This window comes from Paracoccus sp. MC1862 (assembly GCF_016617715.1).
GTDB lineage: Bacteria > Pseudomonadota > Alphaproteobacteria > Rhodobacterales > Rhodobacteraceae > Paracoccus.
The window spans coordinates 694,191-716,372 of record NZ_CP067225.1 but is presented as its reverse complement, the minus strand read 5'-3'; the positions used below and the strand labels follow the sequence as shown (position 1 = coordinate 716,372).

The window sequence follows — 22,182 nt, the reverse complement described above, 5'->3', positions numbered from 1 at the left end:
CCCATTTTCCGCGACGTTGCAAGTCGAGGCCGCTAGCGGCTGATCTGCTTCTTCTTATCAGGTGCCTGCGACAGTGCAGATCCGGCTGCAGTCTTGGAGTCCTTGCCGGTTCGCCCATCCTTCAACACACGCGATGCGGCGCTTGCCGCTTTCGGACTTTTTTTTCGTCCTTGGCCATTGTTGAAACCTCTCTGGTTATCCACACCATCGAAGTCGTGGATGATTGAGGCAGTTATCACGGCTTCCCGTCCGCTCAGGTTGCCACCGGCATGCGGCCTCTGATCGTAAAGCGCTCCCACGCGGTGCATTCGTGTGAGGCGGCGGGGGTGCAGAGCTTCCACTTCTGCGCCCCGACCAGATCTCTCAGCTGCAGCCCGACGTTCCGCCGCAGGTGTTGCACTTCATGCAGGTGCCGTTGCGGACCAGCGTGTAGTTGCCGCATTCGCCGCAGGGATCGCCCTCGTAGCCCTGCATCTTCGCCTTGGCGCGGGGGTCCAGCGTGACCGTCGCCACGCCGACCTCGAAGCTTGCCTGCGTCTCGGCCAGGCTTGACGCCACCGCCACCGCCGAGGTGCCGCCCTGCAGCACCATCAGGTCGTGCGGTAGGCGCTTTCTCAGGTAGCCGGTCGAGCTGATCTGGCGCAGCAGTTCCACCGACTTCGAGGCGGCGCTTTCATCCGCAGGCTCGGGCCGGCCCTCGTTCGCGCCGCCGCCCAGCGTGTCGAAGCTGGCGCCGTTCGGCTTCACATGGGCAAGGTCGGTGCGGTCCAGGTAGGACACGGCCAGTTCCCGGAAGATGTAGTCTAGGATCGAGGTCGCGTTCTTGATCGAGTCGTTGCCCTGCACCATGCCTGCGGGTTCAAAGCGGGTGAAGGTGAAGGCGTCCACGAACTCCTCCAGCGGCACACCGTATTGCAGGCCCACGGACACGGCGATGGCGAAGTTGTTCATCATCGCCCGGAAGCCCGCACCTTCCTTGTGCATGTCGATGAAGATTTCGCCCAGCCGGCCGTTGTCGTATTCGCCGGTGCGCAGGTAGACCTTGTGGCCGCCGATCAGGGCCTTCTGGGTATAGCCCTTGCGGCGGGACGGCAGCTTTTCGCGCTGGTTGCGGATGGCTTCCTTGACGATGATCTTCTCGACGATCTTTTCGGCAATGACCGCCACACGCTCCTGCGCGGTGCCGCTTTCCAGAATCTCGGCGGCTTCCTCGTCATCCTCGACCAGCGCCGAGGCCAGCGGCTGCGACAGCTTCGATCCGTCGCGGTAAAGTGCGTTGGCCTTGATGCCCAGGCTCCACGACAGTTCGTAAGCCGCCAGCGCGTCCTCGATCGTGGCCGAGTTCGGCATGTTGATCGTCTTGGAGATCGCGCCCGAGATGAAGCTCTGCGCCGCCGCCATCATGCGGATGTGGCTGTCCACCGACAGGTAGCGCGTGCCCTTCTTGCCGCAGGCATTGGCGCAGTCGAAGACGCTGTAATGCTCGGGCTTCAGGAACGGCGCGCCTTCCAGCGTCATCGTCCCGCAGACATGGTCATTGGCCGCGTCGATCTGCGCGCGGGTGAAGCCGAGATGCCGCAGCAGGTCGAAGCTGGGATCGTTGAGCTTCTCGGCGGGGATGCCGAGGGAGCCCTTGCAGAACTCTTCCCCCAGTGTCCACTGGTTGAAGACGAAGCGGATGTCGAAGGCCGAGGCCAGCGCCGCATCCACCTTTTCCAGTTCCCGCGGGCCGAAGCCGTGGCCGACCAGCGCGGCATGGTTGATGCCGGGGCAGTTGCCCAAGGATGCGTGGCCCACGGCATAGGCCACGATTTCCTCGATCTGCGCGCTCGGATAGCCTAATGTTTCCAGCGCCGCCGGCACCGACTGGTTGATGATCTTGAAATAGCCGCCGCCCGCGAGCTTCTTGAACTTGACCAGCGCGAAGTCGGGCTCGATCCCCGTGGTGTCGCAGTCCATGACCAGGCCGATGGTGCCGGTAGGCGCGATCACCGTGGTCTGGGCGTTGCGGAAGCCGTTTTCCTCGCCCAGCGCCAGCGCCTTGTCCCAGGCGCGCTGCGCCATGGTCGCCAGTTGCGGATCGGGGCAGTTGTCGACGTCCAGCGCGACCGGGTTGACGTTCACGGCCTCGTATTCGCCGGTCCCATGCGCCGCCGCGCGGTGGTTGCGGATCACCCGCAGCATGGCATCCGCATTGCGGGCATAGCCCGGGAATGGTCCAAGCTCGCCTGCCATCTCAGCGGACGTCGCATAGGAGACGCCGGTCATCAGTGCCGTCAGCGCGCCACACAGCGCCCGGCCCTCGTCGCTGTCATAACCAAGGCCGAGGTTCATCAAGAGGCCGCCGATATTGGCATAGCCGAGGCCCAGCGTGCGGAAGTCATAGGACCGCTGCGCGATCTCTTTTGAGGGAAACTGCGCCATCAGCACGCTGATCTCCAGCGTGACGGTCCACAGGCGGGTGGCGTGGACATAGCCCGCGGCGTCGAACTGGCCGTTCTGCAGGAAGGTCAGAAGGTTCATCGACGCAAGGTTGCAGGCCGTGTCGTCCAGGAACATGTATTCCGAGCAGGGGTTCGATCCCCGGATCGGCCCGTCCGCCGGGCAGGTGTGCCAGGCGTTCACCGTGTCGTGAAACTGGATGCCGGGGTCGGCGCAGGACCAGGCGGCATGGCCGATCTGGTCCCACAGCTCGCGCGCCTTGACGGTCCTGGCGGTCTTGCCGTCGGTGCGGCGGATCAGCGCCCAGTCGGCGCCGTCTTTCACGGCCTGCAGGAAGGCGTCGGTCACGCGGACCGAGTTGTTCGAGTTCTGGCCCGAAACGCTGGCATAGGCTTCCGAGTCCCAGTCGGTGTCATAGGTCGGGAACTCGATCGAGTCAAAGCCTTGACGGGCATATTGCAGAACCCGGTTGATGTAGGTTTCGGGGATCATCGCCTTCTTGGCGGACCGGATCGCGGATTTCAGCGCCTCGTTCTTTGCCGGATCGGTCGCGTCCCCGGCGCTGCCATCCCACTGTCGGATGGCGGCGAAGATCTCGTTCAGCTTCGTCTCGTGCTGCTTGGAACCGGCCACCAGCGAGGCGACCTTCTGCTCCTCGATGACCTTCCAGTTGATGAAAGCCTCGATGTCGGGGTGATCCATGTCGCAGATCACCATCTTGGCCGCGCGGCGCGTGGTGCCGCCCGACTTGATCGCGCCCGCCGCCCGGTCGCCGATCTTGAGGAAGCCCATCAGCCCCGAGGACTTGCCGCCGCCTGACAGCTTTTCCCCCTCGCCGCGCAGGGAGGAGAAGTTGGTGCCGGTGCCTGAGCCGTATTTGAAGAGCCGCGCTTCCCGGACCCACAGGTCCATGATGCCGCCCTCGTTCACCAGGTCGTCCGCGACGGACTGGATGAAGCAGGCATGGGGCTGGGGATGCTCATAGGCGCTGTTCGACTTGACCAGCTCGCCGGTCTGGAAATCGACGTAGAAGTGGCCCTGCGACGGCCCGTCGATGCCATAGGCCCAGTGCAACCCGGTGTTGAACCACTGCGGCGAGTTCGGCGCGCCCATCTGGCGGGCGAGCATGAAGCGCATCTCGTCGTAATAGGCGCGAGCGTCGGCTTCGGCGGTGAAATAGCCGCCCTTCCAGCCCCAGTAGGCCCAGGCGCCGGCGAGACGGTCAAAGACCTGCCGCGCCGAGGTCTCGCCCACGAAACGCTGGCCCTCGGGCAGCTTCGCCAGCGCGGATTCGTCGGGGACCGAGCGCCACAGGAAATCGGGGACGCCCTTTTCCTTCACGCGCTTCAGCGCGGCGGGGACGCCCGCCTTGCGGAAGTATTTCTGCGCGATGACGTCCGAGGCCACCTGGCTCCAGCCCTCGGGAACCTCGACCGAGTCGTTGCGGAAGACGACCGTGCCATCGGGATTGCGGATTTCCGAGGTGGTCGTGGTGAAGGAGACCTCGCCATAGGCCCCGCCCTTTTCCGTCGTGAAACGCCGTTCGATCTTCATGGTCCCGCCCTCTCTGTCCTTCGTTCCCACTGCGACTTGCGCCTGCCGTCGGACATGCCTCACCGACCCTGCGGATCACATCCGCAGGCCCGGCGAGCTGCCGGACACCCGGCAACATGTCTTGCTTTGTCCCTCGTCCCGTCACCACATCTAGTAGTGCGCGACTTACGCTCACACTAACTGCAGCGTGTCCTGCATGGTTTCAAGCAGTTTATTTGCGCCCGCAAGTTGCGTTAGGCGTTGACAAAAACCGGCTTCGTGATCCGCGCCAGCAAAGCCGGGCCGGGTTCGGGACCGGTCAGGAAATCTGCCGGGTGCGTCTTTTTCCAAGCATGGTGCAGGCTTGCGGCACCACGCCCCCGAGTTGTCCACAGGCTGTCCCCAGAGTCGGTCCGAGTCGCTTCTCGGCCCGGCCTTGCCGCCGGTGTCACCGGATAGTCACAGATCCCGCCGCCACGTTCCGGCGTCCGTGACGATCATGTCGAGCGGCTGGTCGAAGGACTCGGCCGGGATCGTGTCCAGACGCTGCGCTTCCCATGCCAAGCCGATGGCAAGGACCGGCCTGATTCTCCGCAGCGCCTCAAGCGTGCGGTCGTAATAGCCGCCGCCATAACCCAGCCGGTTCAACTGGCCGTCAAAGGCCACCAGCGGCACGATCAGCACCTCGGGGGTGATCTGGGGCAGCGACGCAGGCGGCTGGCTGGTGCCCAAGGGGCCGCGGTCCAGCGGCTCACCGGTCCAGCGACGGAAGATCAGCGGCACCGCGCGGCCCGGCACCACCGGCAGGCAGACAGGGCCGTCATGGCCCGCCATGGCTGGTCGCGGGTCCGGCTCTCCCTTCATCGGCCAGTAGCCGGCGAGGACACGGCCCGCATGGGGCGCCAGCGCCTCGGCCAGCCTGCGGTCCAGCGCCGCCTGATCGCCGCCCTGCGCCCGCGCCGCCAGCGCCTGCGCTCGCAGCGTGCGCTTCTCTTGGTTCAGATCAGTATCCATGTCGCCAGCCCCAGAAACGCAAAGAACCCCATCACATCGGTCAGCGTCGTCACGAATGTCCCCGAGGCCAGCGCCGGGTCCAGCCCCAGCCGGCTGAGCAGCAGCGGGACCAGCACGCCTGCAAGGGCCGCGACGATCTGGTTGACGATCATTGCCGAGCCCAGCACCACTCCCAGCAGCGGATCCCCGAACAGCAGGAACGCCCCCGAGGACAGCAGGAGCGCCAGCCCGATGCCGTTGAGCATCCCGGCCAGCAGTTCGCGGATGACCACGCGACGGGCATTGCCCATGTTCAGATCGCGCGTCGCCAGACCGCGCACAGCCACCGCCAGCGACTGCGTTCCGGCAATGCCCCCTGTCGAGGCGACGATGGGCATCAGGGCCGCCAGTGTGACCAGCGCCGCGATGGTGTTCTCGAACATTGTGATCACCATCGCCGACAGCGAAGCGGTGAACAGGTTGGCCACCAGCCACGGCAGGCGCTGGCGTGCGGTGCGGAGGGCGGTGTCGCTGACGTGGCTTTCCTCGCCGACGCCGGCCAGCCGCAGCACGTCCTCCTCATGCTCCTCGTCCAGCACGTTCATCGCGTCGTCGATGGTGATGACGCCGACCAGCCGCCCGTCGGCATCGACCACCGGGGCCGAGATCAGGTGATACTGGTTGAAGGCATAGGCCACATCGCCCTCGTCCTGCAGCACGTCGATGCTTCGGAAGCTGTCCTCGGCGATGTCGGCCAGCCGCGTGGCCCGCTGCGAGGACAGAAGCCGCCCCAGCGTCACATAGCCGATGGGATGGCGGCGCGGGTCCACGAGGATGACATGGTAGAACTGGTCGGGCAGCCATTCCTCGGACCGCAGGAAGTCGATGGTCTCGCCCACGGTCCAGTGCTCGGGCGCGGTCACGACCTCGGACTGCATGAGGCGGCCGGCGGAATATTCAGGGTAGTTCAGCGACTGCTCGACCGCGACCCGGTCGGTTTCGTCCAGCGCCGATAGGATCGTCTCGCGTTCGGGGCCTTCCAGGTCTTCGACCAGATCCACGACGTCGTCGCTGTCCATCTCGCGCACGGCATCGGCCAGGACCTCGGCCGGGAGTTGTTCCAGAACCTCCTCGCGGATGGATTCGTCGATCTCGGACAGGATCTCGGCGTCGAACTCGCCGGAATAAAGGCGGACAAAGCGGATGCGCCGCTGGGGCGTCAGCTGCTCGATCACGTCGGCGATGTCGGCGCCGTGCAGGGGGTCCAGCAGTGCGTGCAGGCGCGGGCCGTCGCCCGCGTCGATGGCCTCGGCGATCTCGGCGACAAGGCCCCGGCGGGGGACGAAATCGTCCTCGATCCCGTCGGACTCGGGGCGGTTCTCGGTCATGGGGCACCTGTCAGGCTGAGGCGCCGCGACCATAGGCGCGCCGCCCCGCCGCGGCAACCAGCCCGCGATCAGCCGGCGAGCAGGCTCAGCACGGCCGCGTGAAGCTCCGGGGTCGCGGCGGCGATGACCCGCCCGCCTCCATGCGCCGGGCCGCCCTGCCAGTCGGTGACGATGCCGCCCGCGGCCTCGATCACGGCGATGGGCGCCACGATGTCATAAGGCTGCAGCCCGGCCTCGATCACCAGATCGACCTGCCCCATCGCCAGCAGCGCATAGGCATAGCAGTCAAAGCCGTAGCGGGTCAGCCGCACGCGCGCGGCCACGCGGCGGAAGGCGGCGCTGTCGGCCTCGGTCCCCACTTCCGGGTAGGTCGTCATCAGCGTTGCCTGTTCCAGCCCCACGCCCTGCCTGACGCCGAGCGGGCGGTCGCCCTGCGGCGCAGTCAGGCAGGCGAGACCCAACCCACCCTCGAACCGCTCGCCGGTCCAGGGCTGGTCGATCATGCCGTAAACCGGACCCTGTGGGTCGGTGACGCCGATCAGCACGCCCCAGGTCGGCGCACCGCATAGATAAGCCCGGGTGCCGTCGATGGGGTCCAGAACCCAGGTCATGCCGCTGGTTCCCGGCGACGGGCCATATTCCTCGCCCAGAATGGCGTCATCCGGCCGCCGCTCGGCCAGGATGGCCCGCATCGCGCGTTCGCAGGCGCGGTCCGCTTCGGTGACGGGATCGAAGCCGGCCGCCGCCTTGTTGTCCGGCGCAAGCAAGGGGCTGCGGAAATATCGCAGCGTCTCGGCGCGGGCCACATCGGCCAGCGCACCCGCGGTCTGCAGGATCGCGGCGGCGGCAGGCGTCCGCGCAGAGAATGAGGTCATCGGCAAGTCCGGGTCCGGGCCGCGCAACGGCGGCGATCAGACCCAAGCCTATCCGGGCGCGCGGGGCATGACCAGCGCGCCCGGACCGGGTTCACGCAGGCTCGGACAGGACCCGTGCCAGTTCGAAGATCTGGCGGCGCTGCGCCTCGGGCATGGCATAATATGCCCGCACGAGCTGAAGCGCCTCCTTGTCGGCCAGAAGATCGACCCCAGCGGCCTCGGCGGTCTGGCCCAGCCCCTCGAAGAAGAAGGCGACGGGGACGTCCATCGCCGCGGCGATGTCCCACAGGCGCGAAGCCGAGACGCGGTTCATGCCGGTTTCGTACTTCTGGATCTGCTGGAACTTGATGCCGACGGCATCCGCCAGCTGCTGCTGGGTCATCCCGATCGTCCAGCGGCGGTGACGGATTCTCTGTCCGACATGGGCATCGACAACATGCTTCATCGTTAAAACCTCACACAATCTATCCGCGCACTACCGCGCCCCAGCGCAATCAGCGAGCATTATCCGCGGGCAACTTGCCTGATTTGACCAAAAAGACAGGTCGGATCGTCCGGTTTACCCCTATTTGTCGCCCGTATAGAGATCACGCAGACAGCACGGGCAGAGAGAGCGGACGCATGACTCGAATCATCAGCATAGCCGGGCCGGGGGCAGCCCCCAGCCTGACAGAGGCCGAAAGCCGTGATCCGGGTGCGGGCGAGGTGAGATTGCGCCTGCATGCCGCCGCGCTGAACTTTGCCGACCTGCTGATGGTCGAGGGCAAGTACCAGGACACGCCCCCCTATCCCTTCGTGGCGGGGATCGAAGGCGCGGGCGTCGTCGAGGCCGCAGGGCCGGGTGTCGGGCTTGCCGCAGGAACGCGGGTCAGCGTTTCGGGAAGGGGGACCATGGCCGACCACGGCGTGTTCGCCGCCGATGACTGCATCCCCATCCCGGACCGGATGTCCTGGTGCGAGGCCGCTGGCTTTCAGGTGGCCTACGGGACCAGTCACCTCGCCCTGACCGGACCCGCGCGGCTGCAGGCGGGAGAAACGCTTGCCGTGCTGGGTGCGGGGGGCGGCGTCGGCCTGACGGCGGTCGAGATCGGCGCGGCCTTGGGCGCCCGCGTGATCGCGGTCGCTCGCGGGGCAGACAAGCTTGATGCGGCACGGCAGGCGGGTGCGGCCGAGACCATCGACAGCGTCGGGACGGATGACCTCAAGGCAGCCCTGCGGAGCCTTGGCGGAGTCGATGTCGTCTATGATGCAGTGGGCGATGCGCCGGGGCTTGCCGCCTTTGGCGCTCTGCGGACGGGGGGGCGGCATCTGCTGATCGGCTTTGCCGGAGGGCGGCCCCCGGCCCTGCCGCTGAACCATGCGCTGGTGAAGAATATCGCGATCCTCGGTTTCTACTGGGGCGGCTACCGCCAGCTTGACCGTCCGGCCATGCGCGGCAGCCTAGAAGCGGCTCTGCGGATGTACGACGAGGGACGGCTGCACCCCACTACAGGCGCCGTCCTGCCGCTGGAGCAGGCGGCGGCAGCCTATGATCTTCTGAAGACGCGAAAAGCCGTCGGCAAGGTCGTCCTGACCATGACTCAGGAGGCCGCCGCCGGGTAAGAGCCGGCAGTGGTCAAGAATGTGTCAAGCACTTGGCAACAGAACCGCTTTTCATGCCCTGACGGTTGAAATTCCGGAGTGATTGCCGATATTCCGCAGATGAGGGACCGGTCCGTCAGGCCCGGCCCAGCGAGAGGGAGAGCTTATGGTCGACTACAACACGATCCGCCGCCCGGCCACGACGGCCAACCGTGCTGCGGTCATTGACGAGGGCCTGCGGGCCTACATGAACAAGGTCTACGGCCTGATGACCGTGGGCATGCTGGTGACGGCCGCCGTCGCATACGGCTTTGCGCAGATGGCCGGCGGGCCGGGCGCCTGGACCGAGTTCGGGCGCGTCGTCTATACCACCCCGCTGCGCTGGGTGCTTCTGTTCCTGCCGCTGCTGATGGTCTTCGGCTTTGGCGCAGCGCTGAACCGCCTGTCCACGCAGGGCGCGACGATCCTGTTCTACGCCTTCGCGGCGGCAATGGGCGCATCGGTCAGCTCGATCTTCCTGCGCTACACCGACAGCTCGATCGCGCTGACATTCGTGGCGACGGCCGGCGGCTTTGCGGCGCTGTCGCTATATGGCTACACCACCAAGCGCGATCTTTCGGCCATGGGCCGCTTCCTGATGATCGGCCTTGTCGGCCTGATCATCGCGATGGTGGTCAACCTGTTCGTCGGCTCGGGCGCGGTCAACTTCGCCATCTCGGTGATCGGCGTGCTGATCTTTGCGGGCCTGACCGCCTATGACACGCAGAACATCAAGAACACCTACCTGGAACTGGTGAACTCGGACGCCGACTTCATCGGCAAGTCAGCGATCCTAGGCGCGCTGACGCTGTATCTGGACTTCCTGAACCTGTTTACCTTCCTGCTGAGCTTCATGGGGCAGCAGGAGTAAGGGTTTTGCAACGCGCTTGGAAAACGGAACGGGCCAGCTTTTCGCTGGCCCGGTTCCTTTCAATTATCAACGTAATCCAGAATTTTGATCCCTAGAAAACATTATCAAATCTCTCCGGTATTCTATGTAGTTGCTTATGCGATCGCCCGGAACGTCTCCAGACCCCAGATCTTCTGTTGAATTTTGCGCTCTCGAGCCATTTCTTGCGTGGCCTTCTGAAGTCTATGTTGTTTATGGGTTGGCGACTCTCGATTGTATATTCATGAAATTCGTCAGTGCGCATCCATTCCTTGCCGCCAGGACCCATGATCAGTTCGCCAGTTTCTGGATCAGTAACCATAGCCTTCCGCTTGGCGGCTCGTTCGCGATACGTCAACTTATCAAATAACTTCAGGTGAAAAAGAACAAGAGCGTCCGACAAATAAATTTCTTCGCGGTTAATAAAGTGACCTCCGGTTCCCCATATGACCGGGTCACTTATGATGCAGGGTTTGGAGTATGGCGGATTGCAAGCGACGAACGATCTTTGGGACAGTATCGGGCGGGACAGATCGATCGCAGGGAGATCGAGTTCAATCGGTTCTACCAGATCGACACCAAAAGGTGATACCACTGGCTCAGGCCTGTCTAAGATATAATCGATTGGATTATTTCCGTGCTTTGGATCAAGCGCGATTATCTCATCTACATCCGTGTAGATGACCCGATCGAACATAAGTGTCAGACCAGAAGCCAAACTGGACAACATCTTCCACCTGCTGACCTCAGAGCCGGCGTGCATTGGCGGTCGGGCGATCCTGATCGTATTGCAGCCACTCGCCATCTGTTCGTAGTGTCCATAATCCGCATGGATCAAAACATAGAGATTACTGCGGGGAACAAATTTTTCCCAGTAAGAAAGCCAGATTTTCAGGTAAATGTCGTCATCATAGACCATTGTCAGAATGGCAACAGACTTCATGGCGGACTAACCTCTGCAACTCACGCGGATGGCGCTGTGTATCGCTGGTGAAAGGTCAGGTTTGAAAATGCCTGTTTCAGCGATGCTTCATAGATCGAATTATTCTTGAAATAGGAATTGGCGTAAAGATGAACCCGCCGTCCCATCATCGCGGCGGCAATCGAAACATGCAGGCGGTTGGTATGTATCGTCCCGAACCGGGCGATGGCATCCAGGAAACCCGACATCGGTGTGCTCTCTTTGCCCTCTGTCGAGATGTCACGATTGCCCTCGGGGACAGGCATGTCCTCGATCTTTTCCACATCGCCGCGGAAGAAATATCCTACTCCTGAACCATTGCCGGATGTCGTGATCCGCCCAAGGCTGAGCGCCATGTCGTGGCAGAAGATTGACCGAGGAGCGAACTCTTTCGATCCGCCTTCATCCCGGCGGAAAAGGATATCCGTTCGTCGGAATCCCAGGCTTCTACGCGGAACTGCAAAAGTATTAGGAAGAACCAGCATCCGTTCTGATCGCTCGATCAGTGCGGGCATTTTTTTATGCATTCGATATTTATTCAGAAACGCTCCGCCCCCACCGTAAACCATTCGAACCTTCGAACTGGATGATAGTTGACGCAGGTCATCGGGCGACATTGACATGGCGCGACCTAGAGGAACACTGACATACCGAAAAGCATTGTGCCGGAAGAATTTCTCTGTGGCATATCGGATCAGCCCGTCGCCCCAATTTCCCGTATTGGCAACGAAGATGAAGGTTTCATCTTCTGCAAATTCTTGAAGGGTTTCCTCAAGCCTGATGAACTCGATGGACCCGGCAAGGCCTGCCGGCTGACGATGATCACAATGTTGCACTTGCGTTCTCCGTTTGCTGGGGCGGTGCCCGTGCCCCGCCTGTTGCGTTCGGTTTCCCAATTGAAACCCGCGCAGACATCCCGAAAACAACGCCAACTCTGCAACAACACCGTGGCGACCCCGGGAGGGCTCGAACCCCCAACCTTGGACTTAGAAGGTCCCTGCTCTATCCAGTTGAGCTACGGGGCCGCGCCCGTTGTGATTGCGGCAAAGCCCGGCCCGGTGCAAGGGGCGAGGCTGCGTCAGACCTCGCTGGTCATGAAAACGCTGTTCGGGTCGGGGGCGTAGCCCGCGAACGGCGCGCATTCGGTGAAGCCTGCGCGGGCGTAAAGGACGCGCGCCGGGCCGAAGCTGTCCTGAGTTCCGGTTTCCAGCGATACGCGCCGGTAGTCCCTTGCTTTCGCCTGGTCGATCAGTGCCTGCAGCAACCGGCGGGCGTGCCCCTCTCCCCGCTGCTCGGAGAGGATGTGCATGGACTTGATCTCGCCATGATCCGGCGCGATCCGCTTCAGTGCACCCATGCCCACTGGCGCGCCCTCTGCCCGCAGCACAAGGAAGTCGATCAAGGGCGAGACAAGATCCTGGCGCGGCAGCATGTGGATCGACTCGGGCGGGGTGTCGGCGTGCATCGCCTGAACGTGGCGGGCGAACAGAAGATCCAGATCGGAAGAAAGCGGGCTTTCCATCGCAATGGTCACGCCTGCCATGGCCTGCAGCGCAACGGGAACTGGACGCGGATCGCTGCCCTGTTTGTTCATGTCAATGAACAGGGCCCAGCGCGGACCTTTGCCCGGCAGACGCATCCACCTTCCGCCTGCGGCAACTCCGGCACGATTTTCCGGTCAATGCGTCCACGGCGCCTTGCGGTCCGTGGCGAAGTTTTCACCATAGCCACGCGGGCGGATGTTGTGGGCGCGGGGTTTCGGCTCGGTCACGATATATTCCAGCCCCTTGGCCTTGGCGTAAGCCTCGGCCTCGGCACGGCTGTCAAAGCACAGGCGGACCTGCGACTGGGTGTCATCGGAACTCGTCCAGCCCATCAGCGGGTCCAGGTCCGGCCGGTCGGAATGAGAGAATTCGAGCACCCATTCCTTGGTGCGGGCAACACCGGACTGCATGGCGTTGCGGGCGGGCTTGTAGATGCGGACGCGCATGGCGGAACCCCTTGACGGCTGAAGACGGGCCGGCCTCTTGTGGCGCAGGCGGCGCCGACGATCAAGCGCCACTGTCCGGCAAGGGCGAAACAGGGGGGAACGGCTGCCGCCCTCGGGCGTTGACGCCAGGCAAGGACAGACAGGAGTGCCCTCGATGACCCGATCCCTTAACGCGACACGTGTTCTGCCCCAGCCTCATGCCCTCGGCGCCCTGCTGCTGGGCGCGGCTCTGGTGCTGGCCCCGCATCCAGGCCATACGCAGGATTCGGCACCTGCCGCGGCAGATGCCCAGCCCGCGCAGGCGGCGCCGGTCGAGAATGCCTCTCCGGCAGCAACAGGCGCGGATCAGCCGGATGCGCCCGCAGCAGGCGATGCCACGGCAGCGGCAGGTGGCGAGCAGTTCCGCCAGGCAGGCGGCGTTCTTCGCAATGGCGAAGGAGCGGATGTCGGCAGCGTCCTGATCACCGAAACCACCTCGGGCGTGATGCATTTCGTGCTGGACATCAGCGAGGGCGCGGTGTCCGCCGCACAGCACGGGCTGCATATCCATGAGGCCGGCCTGTGCGAAGGCCCCACCTTTGAAAGCGCCGGCGGCCATATGGCAGGCGACCGGGAACATGGCGTCCATTCGGCGAATGGCCCGCATCCGGGCGACCTTCCGAACATCACGATGGGGACGGCAGGCGCGCTGCATGTCGAATATTTCCTGCCCGGTATCCTGATGGATCAAATCCTCGATGAGGATGGTTCGGCCGTGATGATCCATTCCGATGTGGACGATTACACGAGCCAGCCTGCCGGCAACGCGGGCGACCGCATCGCCTGCGCGGTTCTCGAACTGTCAAGCTGAACCACGCCTGCAGCAGCATGGGGCCGCCCGCGACAGGGCGGCCTTTTCCTTGAAAACGGGCACTTTCCGCACCACCTAACGGCATCCTTCGCACCACCTTCCCTCAAGGATCGTCATGGCCCATAACAACACCAACGCTCCCATGCCGATGCTGCTGCAGCCCGAGCGGCGGGTGAAGCTGGAAGGCGGCAAGCACTTCGTCATGCACAGCGAGTTCTCGCCGGCCGGCGACCAGCCCGGCGCCATCGCCGAACTGGCCCGGGGGGTGCGTGAGGGCGAGCGCGATCAGGTGCTGCTTGGCGCGACCGGCACCGGCAAGACCTACACCATGGCCAAGGTGATCGAGGAAACGCAGCGCCCTGCCATCATCCTGGCACCGAACAAGACGCTGGCCGCGCAGCTTTACGGCGAATTCAAGGGCTTCTTCCCCGATAATGCGGTGGAATATTTCGTCAGCTATTACGACTACTACCAGCCCGAAGCCTATGTCCCGCGGTCGGATACCTATATCGAGAAAGAATCGCAGATCAACGAGGCGATTGACCGGATGCGCCACTCGGCGACCCGGGCACTGCTGGAACGAGACGATGTGATCATCGTGGCCTCGGTGTCCTGCATCTACGGCATCGGCTCGGTCGAGACCTATTCGGCGATGACGCAGGACATGGTCGTGGGTCAGTCCTACGACCAGCGCGCTTTCATCAACGAGCTGGTGGCGCAGCAATACAAGCGGCTGGACACGGCCTTCCAGCGCGGCGCCTTCCGGGTGCGCGGCGACGTGGTCGAGGTCTGGCCCGCGCACCTCGACGACCGCGCCTGGCGATTCAGCTTCTTCGGCAACGAGCTTGAGGCCATTGTCGAGTTCGACCCGCTGACCGGCGCCCGCGATGGCGACTACAAGCAGATCCGCATCTATGCCAACAGCCACTATGTCACGCCTCGGCCGACCTTGCAGCAGGCCAGCAAGGGGATACGAGCGGAACTTCAGATGCGGCTGAAGCAACTGACCGACGAGGGCAAGCTGCTGGAAGCCCAGCGGCTGGAACAGCGCACCAACTTCGACCTAGAGATGCTGGAGGCCACTGGCGTCTGCAACGGCATCGAGAACTACAGCCGCTACCTGACCGGCCGCGCGCCGGGCGAGCCTCCGCCCACGCTGTTCGAGTTCATCCCCGACAACGCCATCGTCTTCGCCGATGAATCCCACGTCAGCGTGCCGCAGATCGGGGGCATGTATCGCGGCGACTTCCGGCGCAAGTTCACGCTGGCGGAACACGGTTTCCGCTTGCCCAGTTGCATGGACAACCGCCCCCTGAAGTTCGAGGAATGGGATGCCATGCGCCCGCAGTCGGTCTTCGTCTCGGCCACCCCCAGCCAATGGGAAATGGATCAGGCCGGCGGCGTCTTTGCCGAGCAGGTGATCCGCCCGACCGGTCTTCTGGACCCTGTGATCGAGATCCGCCCCGTCGAGACGCAGGTGGACGACCTGCTGGACGAGGTCCGGCTGGTTGCAAAACAAGGCTATCGCACGCTGGTCACGACCCTGACCAAGCGCATGGCCGAGGACCTGACCGAATACCTGCACGAACAGGGCATCCGCGTCCGCTACATGCATTCCGACATCGACACGATCGAGCGGATCGAGATCCTGCGCGACCTGCGCCTTGGCGCTTATGATGTTCTGGTGGGCATCAACCTGCTGCGCGAAGGCCTTGATATTCCTGAATGCGGCCTCGTCGCGATCCTCGATGCCGACAAGGAAGGGTTCCTGCGGTCCGAAACCTCGCTGATTCAGACCATCGGCCGAGCCGCCCGGAACGTGGACGGGCGGGTCATCATGTATGCCGATCGCATCACCGGCAGCATGGAACGCGCGATGCGGGAAACCGAACGCCGCCGTGCCAAGCAGCAGGCCTATAACGAGGCGCATGGCATCACCCCGACAACCGTCCGCAAGAACGTCGATGACGTGCTGGCCGGGCTGTGGCAGGGCGACACTGACCAGTCGCGGATCACGACAAAGATCGACAAGCCCCTGGTCGGCGCCAACCTGCAGGCGCATCTGGACGCCCTGCGGACGCAGATGCGCAAGGCCGCCGAAAATCTCGAGTTCGAGGAAGCCGCCCGCCTGCGTGACGAGGTCAAGCGGCTGGAGGCGGTCGAACTGGTGGTGGCCGACGATCCCTTGGCTCGGCAGACGGCGGTCGAGGAAGCAGCCGAGGCCGCTGTCCGTTCGCAGGGCCGCTCGACCGCCGGTCGCGCAGGCCAGCGCGGAGGCAACAAGCGCAGCAAGCGGCGGCATTGAAAAGCCGCTGCTGAACTGATCAAGGGCAGGCTGTCTGCATCGTGGGTCTTGCGACCGCTGCCCTCTGGAAAGGCTTCAGCGCCGCGCCATGAAAGAGCCGCGGTTGGGTGTCGGGTCGGGGATGTCCTCGATCATGGTGAACCTGCACTCCTCCAGCATGTCGCGCACGCAGGCGCGGGTCGGAAACCATTTTCGGACATGGTGGACGCCCTCGGCCGGCGGCTTGAAGTAGAGAAAGCTTTCCTCGCCCTCGTGCAGCGTCGTTTCCAGCCACAGCAGGTCCGACGCGCGGGAGATGATCTCAAGGTCGTGGAAGGGATGGCGCAGGTGGTAAAGCAGCCCCAGCGCCAGCACCGCGTCATAGCGTTCGCCGGGCTGGATGGCGGTCACATTTCCGATCCGGGTCCAGATCCGGTCCTGCAGACCCGTGACCTGCGCCGCAAAGCGCAGCCGCCGGATCATCGCGCCCCAGAAATCCTGCGCCAGCACGAAGGCGCCCCTGCGCGCCATCTCCAGCGCAAAGAACCCCTCGGCCGAGCCGAGGTCCAGCACCCGCATCCCGGTCATGTCCTGCGGCAGCACGTCTTCGTAAACCTGCCAGCGCCGCAGCGGATGATCGACGGGCTGAGGTCCGGCCGAGGGTGCGATCCCGCGCGTGGACAGGCCGGGCGCAAGATCGATGTTGTGAAACCACGGTCCCAGCGCGACGACCTGTTCGCGCAAGGCATCGGGGGCAAGCGGCGTGGCCAGTGGCTCGATGGGCGTGGCACCGGAAATGCCGCTGAAATCTGCCGTTTCGGCCATCATGTCCCCTTTCCACTGCCGGGCTGGTTCTTGATCGGCAGCATCAGGCCGTCAACTGCGGCTCGGACCGCCGATGGTTGCTGCGCCCTCGATCCCGGCATGGGCCATGACCTCATCCGCCAGCACCGCCATCTCGTCGCGCGCCGGACCGGACGGCCCCTCGGCCACGGCGCTGCCGTGCCCGAGCGTCTCGGCATAGGCCACGCGGTTCGCGATCTCGGCGCGGGCCACGTCCACCCCAAGCGCCGCCGCACCTGCAGCCACTTCGGCCCCCAGCCGGGTGTTCGGCCGGGTGCGGTTCAGCACGATCAGCACCGGCCGTTTTTCCCGGTCGGCAAGGTCCAGCACGCCTTCCGTCGCCCACAGGTCCACCTGGCTGGAAGCCACCGGCACCAAGATCAGGTCGGCCACCCGCAGCGCCGGGCGCAGGTCGCTTTCGATCTTCGGCGGCGTGTCGATCAGCACCACGTCAAAGCGCCGCTTCAGCTTCTCGCTTTCATAGCTTGCCCCCCAGGCCGACGAGGTCGAGAACTCCAGCCCCGCATCCTCGCCGATGCGGTTCAGCCGTTCCATGAACCAGCGCCCGAGGCTGCCCTGCGGATCGGTGTCCAGCACCGCGACCGAAAAGCCCTTGCGGCGCAGCGCCACGGCAAGGTTCACCGTCAGCGTGGTCTTGCCCGAGCCGCCCTTCTGCTGAGCGACGGTGATGATGCGTCCCGCCATGTCGTTCCTGTTTCCCGCCGCCGATAGAAATGCGTTGCATGCAGCCCGCCGAAGGGCAAGCCCGGCGCGCTTGCATCGGCGCCGCCGGAATGATCTTCGTGCAGGCGCAAATCTTGGGACTGGGCCGGATGATCCCCGTATTCGATGGACATAACGATTTCCTGCAGCGCGCCGTGGCCGCTGGAACCGATGCCGCCCGGCTGTGGCAGGAAGGGGACGGCACTGGCCACATGGACCTGCCGCGGCTGCGGCAGGGTGGCATGGCCGGCGGCTTCTTCGCCATGTGGGTGCCCGACGCCCAGACCGGGGACATAGCCGAACTGCTGCGCCAGAAGGAAAACCCGCCCTTCGACCTGCCCCTGCCGCCCCAGGTCGCCTGCGACGCGGCCCTGCCGCTGGCCTTCGCGCAGGCCGCGGCGCTGTTCGGGCTGGAACGCACGGGCACGCTGTCGATCTGCCGCAGCGCCGCCGACATCCGCGCAGCGATGGATGCAGGCCGCGTCGCCGCGATCCTGCACATGGAAGGGGCCGAGCCGCTGGCCGACCTTGATGCGCTGCACCTGTGGCACGCGATGGGGCTGCGCTCGATGGGGTTCGTCTGGTCGCGGCCGACGGCCTACGGGCATGGCGTGCCCTTCGCCTTCCCCTCGGCCCCCGATCGTGGCGAGGGGTTGACAGAACGTGGCCGAGCCCTGGTGCGCGAATGCAACGCGCTGCGGATCATGATCGACCTGTCGCACCTGAACGAGAAGGGCTGCGACGACGTGGCGCGGCTGACCGACGCGCCGCTGGTCGCCACCCATTCGGGCGCCCATGCGATCTGCCCCAGTTCCCGCAACCTGACCAACCGGCAGTTGCGCCAGATCGCCGATACCGGCGGCGTGGTGGGGCTGAACTTCAACACCGGCTTCCTTGCCCCCGACGGCCGGCGGGAACAGTTCCGCGGCTTCGACATCCTGCTGCGCCATCTCGACCATATGCTGGCAATCCTGGGCGAGGACGGCGTGGCGCTGGGTTCCGATTTCGACGGCGCGGTGATGCCGGCGGACCTGCCCGACGCGGCCGCGCTGCCCCGGCTGACTGACGCCATGCTGGCGCATGGCTATGGCCGCGACCTGGTTGAGAAGATCGCCTGGCGGAACTGGCTGTCGGTGCTGGAACGCAGCTGGGGCGGGTAAGCTGGTGCCGGCTGAGGGATTTGAACCCCCGACCCCCTGATTACAAATCAGACGCTCTACCACTGAGCTAAGCCGGCATGACGCCGGAATACGCGCCCGTCGCGGGTGGCGCAAGCACCACGCCCCCGCAACCCCGCCCAAGTTTTTCCATGACAATCCCGGCCGGCCCCTTGACCCCGCGCCCGCGCAGGGCGACGGGACGGCCAGCAGCAGGACGAGGGTTCTTCCATGCAGGTCGCGATCCATTTCGGCACCCACGGCACCGAGCCCGAGCGGATGATCCGCACGCTGATGGAAAACCGCGACTGGCTGCTCGCCAATGGCGTCGAGGTGGTGCCGCCCGGCCGCTACAAGGGCGTTCTGGACGAGGCGCTGAACTCGCTGAAAGGCGGCGATGCGCCGGCCGAGATGGAGGAGGTCATCTACGACGCGATGCTGGAATCCGAAAGCGCGCAGAGGATGGTGATCTCGCAGGCCTCGCTGATCGGGGCGCCGGTGCGCTGCCTCAGCGAAAAAGGGCTGTTTCCACAGGCGGGCACCCGGATGCGGGCAGTGGCCGGCCTGTTCCCCTCGGCCGAGGTCGAGGTGTCGCTGGCGATCCAGAACCCCGCGCTGCAGATCCCGCATCTCGCCTCGCGCGTGCCGGATGGCTCGGTCGAACGCCTGCTGAAAGGCTGCGACCCCCGCCAGTTGCGCTGGGGTCCCGCAATGCAGCGCATCATCGAGGCGATGCAGGGCCGGCGCGTGATCGTCTGGTGCTACGAGGACACCCCCCTGATCTGGCCCGAGGTGGTGCGGCGCATCGCCCGGATGCCCGCGGACGTGCCCCTGAAATCCGGCCTCGCCGTCCTGGGCGACCTGCTGCCGCCCGAGGGGATGGCGGACCTGAAGGAGGCCATGACCCGCGCCGCCCCGCTGACCGTCGAGGCGCGGCGCCGGATCTTCGCCGAGATGCTGGGCCGCCACGCCCGCGCCGACCTGGTGCGCGAAACCGTCACCGTCCCCGGCTGGACGCAGGACCTGGTGGACGAGATCACCGACGCCTATGAGGAAGACGTCGGCCGCATCGCCGCCCTGCCGGGGGTGGAGTTCCTGAGCCCCTGAGGCCGCAAGAAGGCTGCGCTGCGCCTTGCGTCACCGCTGGCCTATTCTTCGCCGTCTTTGATAACGCTGCTGCGTGCCGCATGATCGGTGACAAGCTCGGCTGGAGGCCGACCTGCCAGACATCCATCGGCTTCCAGATGCCGCCCTCTGGGAATCAGCGGGTGAGCGGCAGTTCCGGCCTGCCCGGTCCGCTCACATCCCCAAAGCGGATTTGTACATTTCCAGGATCGCCTCTTCCTCGGCCACGTCGTCCTTGTCGCGTTTGCGCAGGGCCACGATCTTGCGCATCACCTTGGTGTCGTAGCCGCGTGCCTTGGCCTCGGCCATCAGTTCCTTCTGGCGCTCGGCCACGTCGTTCTTCTCGGCGTCGAGCTGCTCGTATTGCTCGATGAACTGGCGCAGCTCTCCGGCTGCGATGCCATAGGCCTGATCGTCGCTCATGTCGCTGTCCTTCGCCGCGGAAATGAGGCGCTGCAATAGGCCGTCTTGCCGGGACGCGCAATCGCCGCTAGGCCCGGAAGCGACTGGTTGACGGAGGCCGCATGACCATCCACGACATCCTGATCTGGTGCGGCGCGGCGCTGACCACCGCAGGTCTGGCGGGCATCGTCTGGTGCATCGTCGCCGTGGCACGGGCAAAGCGCATGGGCGGGGATGACGCCGCCATGCGGGCCACCATGCATCGTGTGGTGGCGGTGAACATGGGCGCGCTCGCGGCCTCGATGCTGGGGCTGATGGCGGTAGTCCTCGGGATCATGCTGCGCTGAGGGACGGTCATGCGGGTGCTGATCCAGCGGGTGAGCGAGGCAGAAGTCACCGTCGATGGCCGGTCCGTCGGCCGGATCGGTCCCGGGCTTCTGCTGCTCGTCTGCGCGATGCAGGGTGACGACCAGGCAGCGGCCGAACGCCTTGCCGGCCGGGTGGCGCGCCTGCGGATATTCCGCGACGATCAGGGCCGGATGAACCGGTCCGTGCAGGATACCGGCGGCGCGGTTCTGGTTGTCAGCCAGTTCACGCTTGCCGCCGACACGCGCAGCGGGAACCGCCCCGGCTTCTCGACCGCCGCACCGCCAGAGGAAGGCAAGCGCCTGTATCTGGCCTTTGCCGAGGCGCTGAGGGCGCTGGACCTGCCCGTCGAGACAGGCGAGTTCGGCGCCGACATGAAAGTGGCGCTGGTCAATGACGGACCCGTGACGATCTGGATGGATAACGGGTGATCCCGCGCTGCCGATGGCCGGGTATCCTACGGGATGACCCTGATGATGCAGCCGCCACCCGGAAGAACTGAGATCACGCGCAGAAGGTCCGTCCTTATGCCGGTCTGACATCGATCCGCGCAATGGCGCGTCGGAGAAACGATCCCTACGGCTGCTGCTCGCACGTCGCGCCTTGGCCCTGTCAGCGGCGGGCCACGACATCGCGGAACCCGGCGCGGCCGAGGCGGTCGATCATTCGCACGATCGCCTCGCGGCCGTCGAGCGGCCCGACAAGGATCATTTGCTGCCCTCGCCCTGCATCCCGCGAACGCGCTACCGGCAGGCCCAGCCCGGCAAGCTTCCTCGCCATGCGATTCGCTTCTTCCGTTTCGCTGAAAACCCCGACCTGCAGATAGCGCGCTCCCGGAGGGATCATTCCCCGAGACGCCCGGGGCAGCGATGGGGTCGGGCGAGCCTTGGTTGCGGCAGAGTCCACGCTGACGATCTGTCTGCCAGGCTGCCGGGTGCCGCGTTCAGCCCGCTCGTCGGTCGCGATCCGACGCGCAGCCGGCTTGGCTTCCGACACCTGGCGCCCCGGCGGCGCGGCAGACAAGGCAGTTCCCGATCCGCATAATCCCAAGCCGGCAGCACCCGTGTCATGCGCCGGCTTGCCGATCAGGGCACAAAGCCGGTCGGTGTGGTTCGCACGGGTCATGCCAGCGGCCAAGCCGGGCGCACGGGCCATCATTTTGCCCAGTTCGCCTTGCGTTCCGCCTTCGTCGGCCATTGCCAACCGCGGGGGAATGGCGGCGCCATGATCGGCACCGACTCTGGCAGGGTCCGCCCCGGAAGTTGCCAGATCATCCTGCGTTCCCGGAACCTGCAGCAACTCGCCCGCCTGCAGGTTCGGAATGATCGCTTCGGCAAACTCGCGGTGGATTCTTTCCGCTGCCGGCTCATCAGGTTTGGGGAACAGCGCCCCCTCGTTGCCGAAAGCGGTGCGCCTTGCGGACAGTGTCGGGGGAAAGCCGCAAAGTGGCGCGCCATCGGGATCCGCCCGCACAAGCCATCCGCCGTCCGCCCGCTTGAAGACGCAGCCCGCCGAGTCGATATACTGTTCCGCCGTGAAATCCGGGGGCGGGATCTCGGCCGGCTGCCGCACCGTCAGGGCCAGTGAGGCACCAAGGGCGGAGGTTGCAGTCGCAGGCGTTTCCGCATGAACCGGCAGGGCAATCCCTGCCAATCCGGCCAGCGCCGAGGCCGCCGCAAGCAGCAAAGAGAAACCCGTGACAGCCATGACCGGCCCCTTGATTCGGTTCGTGCGGAGCCGG

22 protein-coding genes and 2 tRNA genes are annotated in these 22,182 nt (G+C 65.1%); 8 read left to right on the top strand and 16 right to left on the bottom strand.

The window, feature by feature from the left end:
• Positions 1–32: 32 nt before the first annotated feature.
• From JGR78_RS03630 to JGR78_RS03605, 6 genes are all read right to left on the bottom strand, one after another.
• Positions 33–299: a hypothetical protein gene (locus tag JGR78_RS03630; protein WP_182803219.1), complete on the bottom strand. Its 267-nt coding sequence runs from the start codon at positions 297–299 to the stop codon at positions 33–35.
• Positions 300–363: 64 nt separating this feature from the next.
• Complete coding sequence (locus JGR78_RS03625) at positions 364–3,996, bottom strand: vitamin B12-dependent ribonucleotide reductase (RefSeq protein ID WP_182792309.1); 3,633 nt, start codon at positions 3,994–3,996, stop codon at positions 364–366.
• 438 nt (positions 3,997–4,434) lie between these two features.
• Positions 4,435–4,989, bottom strand: a complete 555-nt coding sequence (locus JGR78_RS03620) for a 5-formyltetrahydrofolate cyclo-ligase (RefSeq protein WP_182792308.1) — start codon at positions 4,987–4,989, stop codon at positions 4,435–4,437.
• Positions 4,974–6,356: a magnesium transporter gene (mgtE, locus tag JGR78_RS03615; protein ID WP_182792307.1), complete on the bottom strand. Its 1,383-nt coding sequence runs from the start codon at positions 6,354–6,356 to the stop codon at positions 4,974–4,976. Before mgtE ends, JGR78_RS03620 begins: the two co-directional genes overlap by 16 nt.
• Positions 6,357–6,424: 68 nt before the next feature.
• Positions 6,425–7,231, bottom strand: a complete 807-nt coding sequence (locus tag JGR78_RS03610; protein ID WP_182792306.1) for an inositol monophosphatase family protein — start codon at positions 7,229–7,231, stop codon at positions 6,425–6,427.
• Positions 7,232–7,322: 91 nt separating this feature from the next.
• Positions 7,323–7,676, bottom strand: a complete 354-nt coding sequence (locus JGR78_RS03605) for a helix-turn-helix transcriptional regulator (protein WP_182792305.1) — start codon at positions 7,674–7,676, stop codon at positions 7,323–7,325.
• A gap of 176 nt (positions 7,677–7,852) precedes the next feature.
• On the opposite strand from JGR78_RS03605, the gene JGR78_RS03600 reads away from it, so the two are divergent.
• Both JGR78_RS03600 and JGR78_RS03595 read left to right on the top strand, forming a co-directional pair.
• Positions 7,853–8,833, top strand: a complete 981-nt coding sequence (locus tag JGR78_RS03600) for an NADPH:quinone oxidoreductase family protein (protein ID WP_182792304.1) — start codon at positions 7,853–7,855, stop codon at positions 8,831–8,833.
• A gap of 145 nt (positions 8,834–8,978) precedes the next feature.
• A complete protein-coding gene (locus JGR78_RS03595; RefSeq protein WP_182792303.1) occupies positions 8,979–9,722 on the top strand; it encodes a Bax inhibitor-1/YccA family protein in 744 nt (247 codons plus the stop codon).
• A 91-nt stretch (positions 9,723–9,813) separates the two neighbouring features.
• Here JGR78_RS03595 and JGR78_RS03590 read toward each other — a convergent pair whose 3' ends face one another.
• The 5 genes from JGR78_RS03590 to JGR78_RS03570 form a co-directional block, all read right to left on the bottom strand.
• A complete protein-coding gene (locus JGR78_RS03590; protein WP_182803048.1) occupies positions 9,814–10,683 on the bottom strand; it encodes a hypothetical protein in 870 nt (289 codons plus the stop codon).
• Between the two features lie 20 nt (positions 10,684–10,703).
• Complete coding sequence (locus JGR78_RS03585) at positions 10,704–11,537, bottom strand: hypothetical protein (protein ID WP_182803046.1); 834 nt, start codon at positions 11,535–11,537, stop codon at positions 10,704–10,706.
• A gap of 112 nt (positions 11,538–11,649) precedes the next feature.
• A tRNA-Arg gene (locus tag JGR78_RS03580) sits at positions 11,650–11,726 on the bottom strand.
• Positions 11,727–11,779: 53 nt separating this feature from the next.
• Positions 11,780–12,295 (bottom strand): GNAT family N-acetyltransferase, encoded by a 516-nt coding sequence (locus tag JGR78_RS03575; RefSeq protein WP_370576520.1) that lies wholly within the window; start codon positions 12,293–12,295, stop codon positions 11,780–11,782.
• An 84-nt stretch (positions 12,296–12,379) separates the two neighbouring features.
• A complete protein-coding gene (locus JGR78_RS03570) occupies positions 12,380–12,691 on the bottom strand; it encodes an ETC complex I subunit (protein WP_182803043.1) in 312 nt (103 codons plus the stop codon).
• A gap of 154 nt (positions 12,692–12,845) precedes the next feature.
• Between JGR78_RS03570 and JGR78_RS03565 the strand changes: the two genes are divergently transcribed.
• Both JGR78_RS03565 and uvrB read left to right on the top strand, forming a co-directional pair.
• The gene (locus tag JGR78_RS03565; protein ID WP_182792929.1) at positions 12,846–13,541 is read left to right on the top strand and encodes a superoxide dismutase family protein; all 696 of its coding nucleotides are present in this window, start codon (positions 12,846–12,848) and stop codon (positions 13,539–13,541) included.
• Positions 13,542–13,656: 115 nt separating this feature from the next.
• Positions 13,657–15,846, top strand: a complete 2,190-nt coding sequence (gene uvrB / locus JGR78_RS03560) for an excinuclease ABC subunit UvrB (protein ID WP_304612824.1) — start codon at positions 13,657–13,659, stop codon at positions 15,844–15,846.
• A 75-nt stretch (positions 15,847–15,921) separates the two neighbouring features.
• Here uvrB and JGR78_RS03555 read toward each other — a convergent pair whose 3' ends face one another.
• Positions 15,922–16,653 carry a methyltransferase domain-containing protein gene (locus JGR78_RS03555; RefSeq protein WP_182792930.1) on the bottom strand — a complete coding sequence of 244 codons (732 nt, stop codon included), beginning with the start codon at positions 16,651–16,653 and terminating at the stop codon, positions 15,922–15,924.
• A 48-nt stretch (positions 16,654–16,701) separates the two neighbouring features.
• On the bottom strand, positions 16,702–17,373 hold the full coding sequence (parA, locus tag JGR78_RS03550) for a ParA family partition ATPase (RefSeq protein ID WP_182792931.1): 672 nt from the start codon (positions 17,371–17,373) through the stop codon (positions 16,702–16,704).
• A gap of 128 nt (positions 17,374–17,501) precedes the next feature.
• Here parA and JGR78_RS03545 point away from each other — a divergent pair, with 128 nt between their 5' ends.
• On the top strand, positions 17,502–18,551 hold the full coding sequence (locus JGR78_RS03545; RefSeq protein WP_182792978.1) for a dipeptidase: 1,050 nt from the start codon (positions 17,502–17,504) through the stop codon (positions 18,549–18,551).
• Between the two features lie 2 nt (positions 18,552–18,553).
• Here JGR78_RS03545 and JGR78_RS03540 read toward each other — a convergent pair.
• Positions 18,554–18,628 (bottom strand) — tRNA-Thr (locus JGR78_RS03540).
• Between the two features lie 151 nt (positions 18,629–18,779).
• Between JGR78_RS03540 and JGR78_RS03535 the strand changes: the two genes are divergently transcribed.
• On the top strand, positions 18,780–19,655 hold the full coding sequence (locus JGR78_RS03535) for a hypothetical protein (RefSeq protein ID WP_182792932.1): 876 nt from the start codon (positions 18,780–18,782) through the stop codon (positions 19,653–19,655).
• 192 nt (positions 19,656–19,847) lie between these two features.
• On the opposite strand, the gene JGR78_RS03530 is transcribed toward JGR78_RS03535, so the two are convergent.
• The gene (locus JGR78_RS03530) at positions 19,848–20,096 is read right to left on the bottom strand and encodes a DUF2312 domain-containing protein (protein ID WP_182792933.1); all 249 of its coding nucleotides are present in this window, start codon (positions 20,094–20,096) and stop codon (positions 19,848–19,850) included.
• A gap of 101 nt (positions 20,097–20,197) precedes the next feature.
• Here JGR78_RS03530 and JGR78_RS03525 point away from each other — a divergent pair, with 101 nt between their 5' ends.
• Both JGR78_RS03525 and dtd read left to right on the top strand, forming a co-directional pair.
• The gene (locus JGR78_RS03525) at positions 20,198–20,422 is read left to right on the top strand and encodes a hypothetical protein (RefSeq protein ID WP_182792934.1); all 225 of its coding nucleotides are present in this window, start codon (positions 20,198–20,200) and stop codon (positions 20,420–20,422) included.
• Positions 20,423–20,431: 9 nt separating this feature from the next.
• Entirely contained in the window at positions 20,432–20,872 is a 441-nt protein-coding gene (dtd, locus tag JGR78_RS03520; protein ID WP_182792935.1) for a D-aminoacyl-tRNA deacylase, read from the top strand.
• 181 nt (positions 20,873–21,053) lie between these two features.
• On the opposite strand, the gene JGR78_RS03515 is transcribed toward dtd, so the two are convergent.
• Complete coding sequence (locus tag JGR78_RS03515; protein WP_200559437.1) at positions 21,054–22,148, bottom strand: SPOR domain-containing protein; 1,095 nt, start codon at positions 22,146–22,148, stop codon at positions 21,054–21,056.
• Between the last annotated feature and the right edge of the window lie 34 nt (positions 22,149–22,182).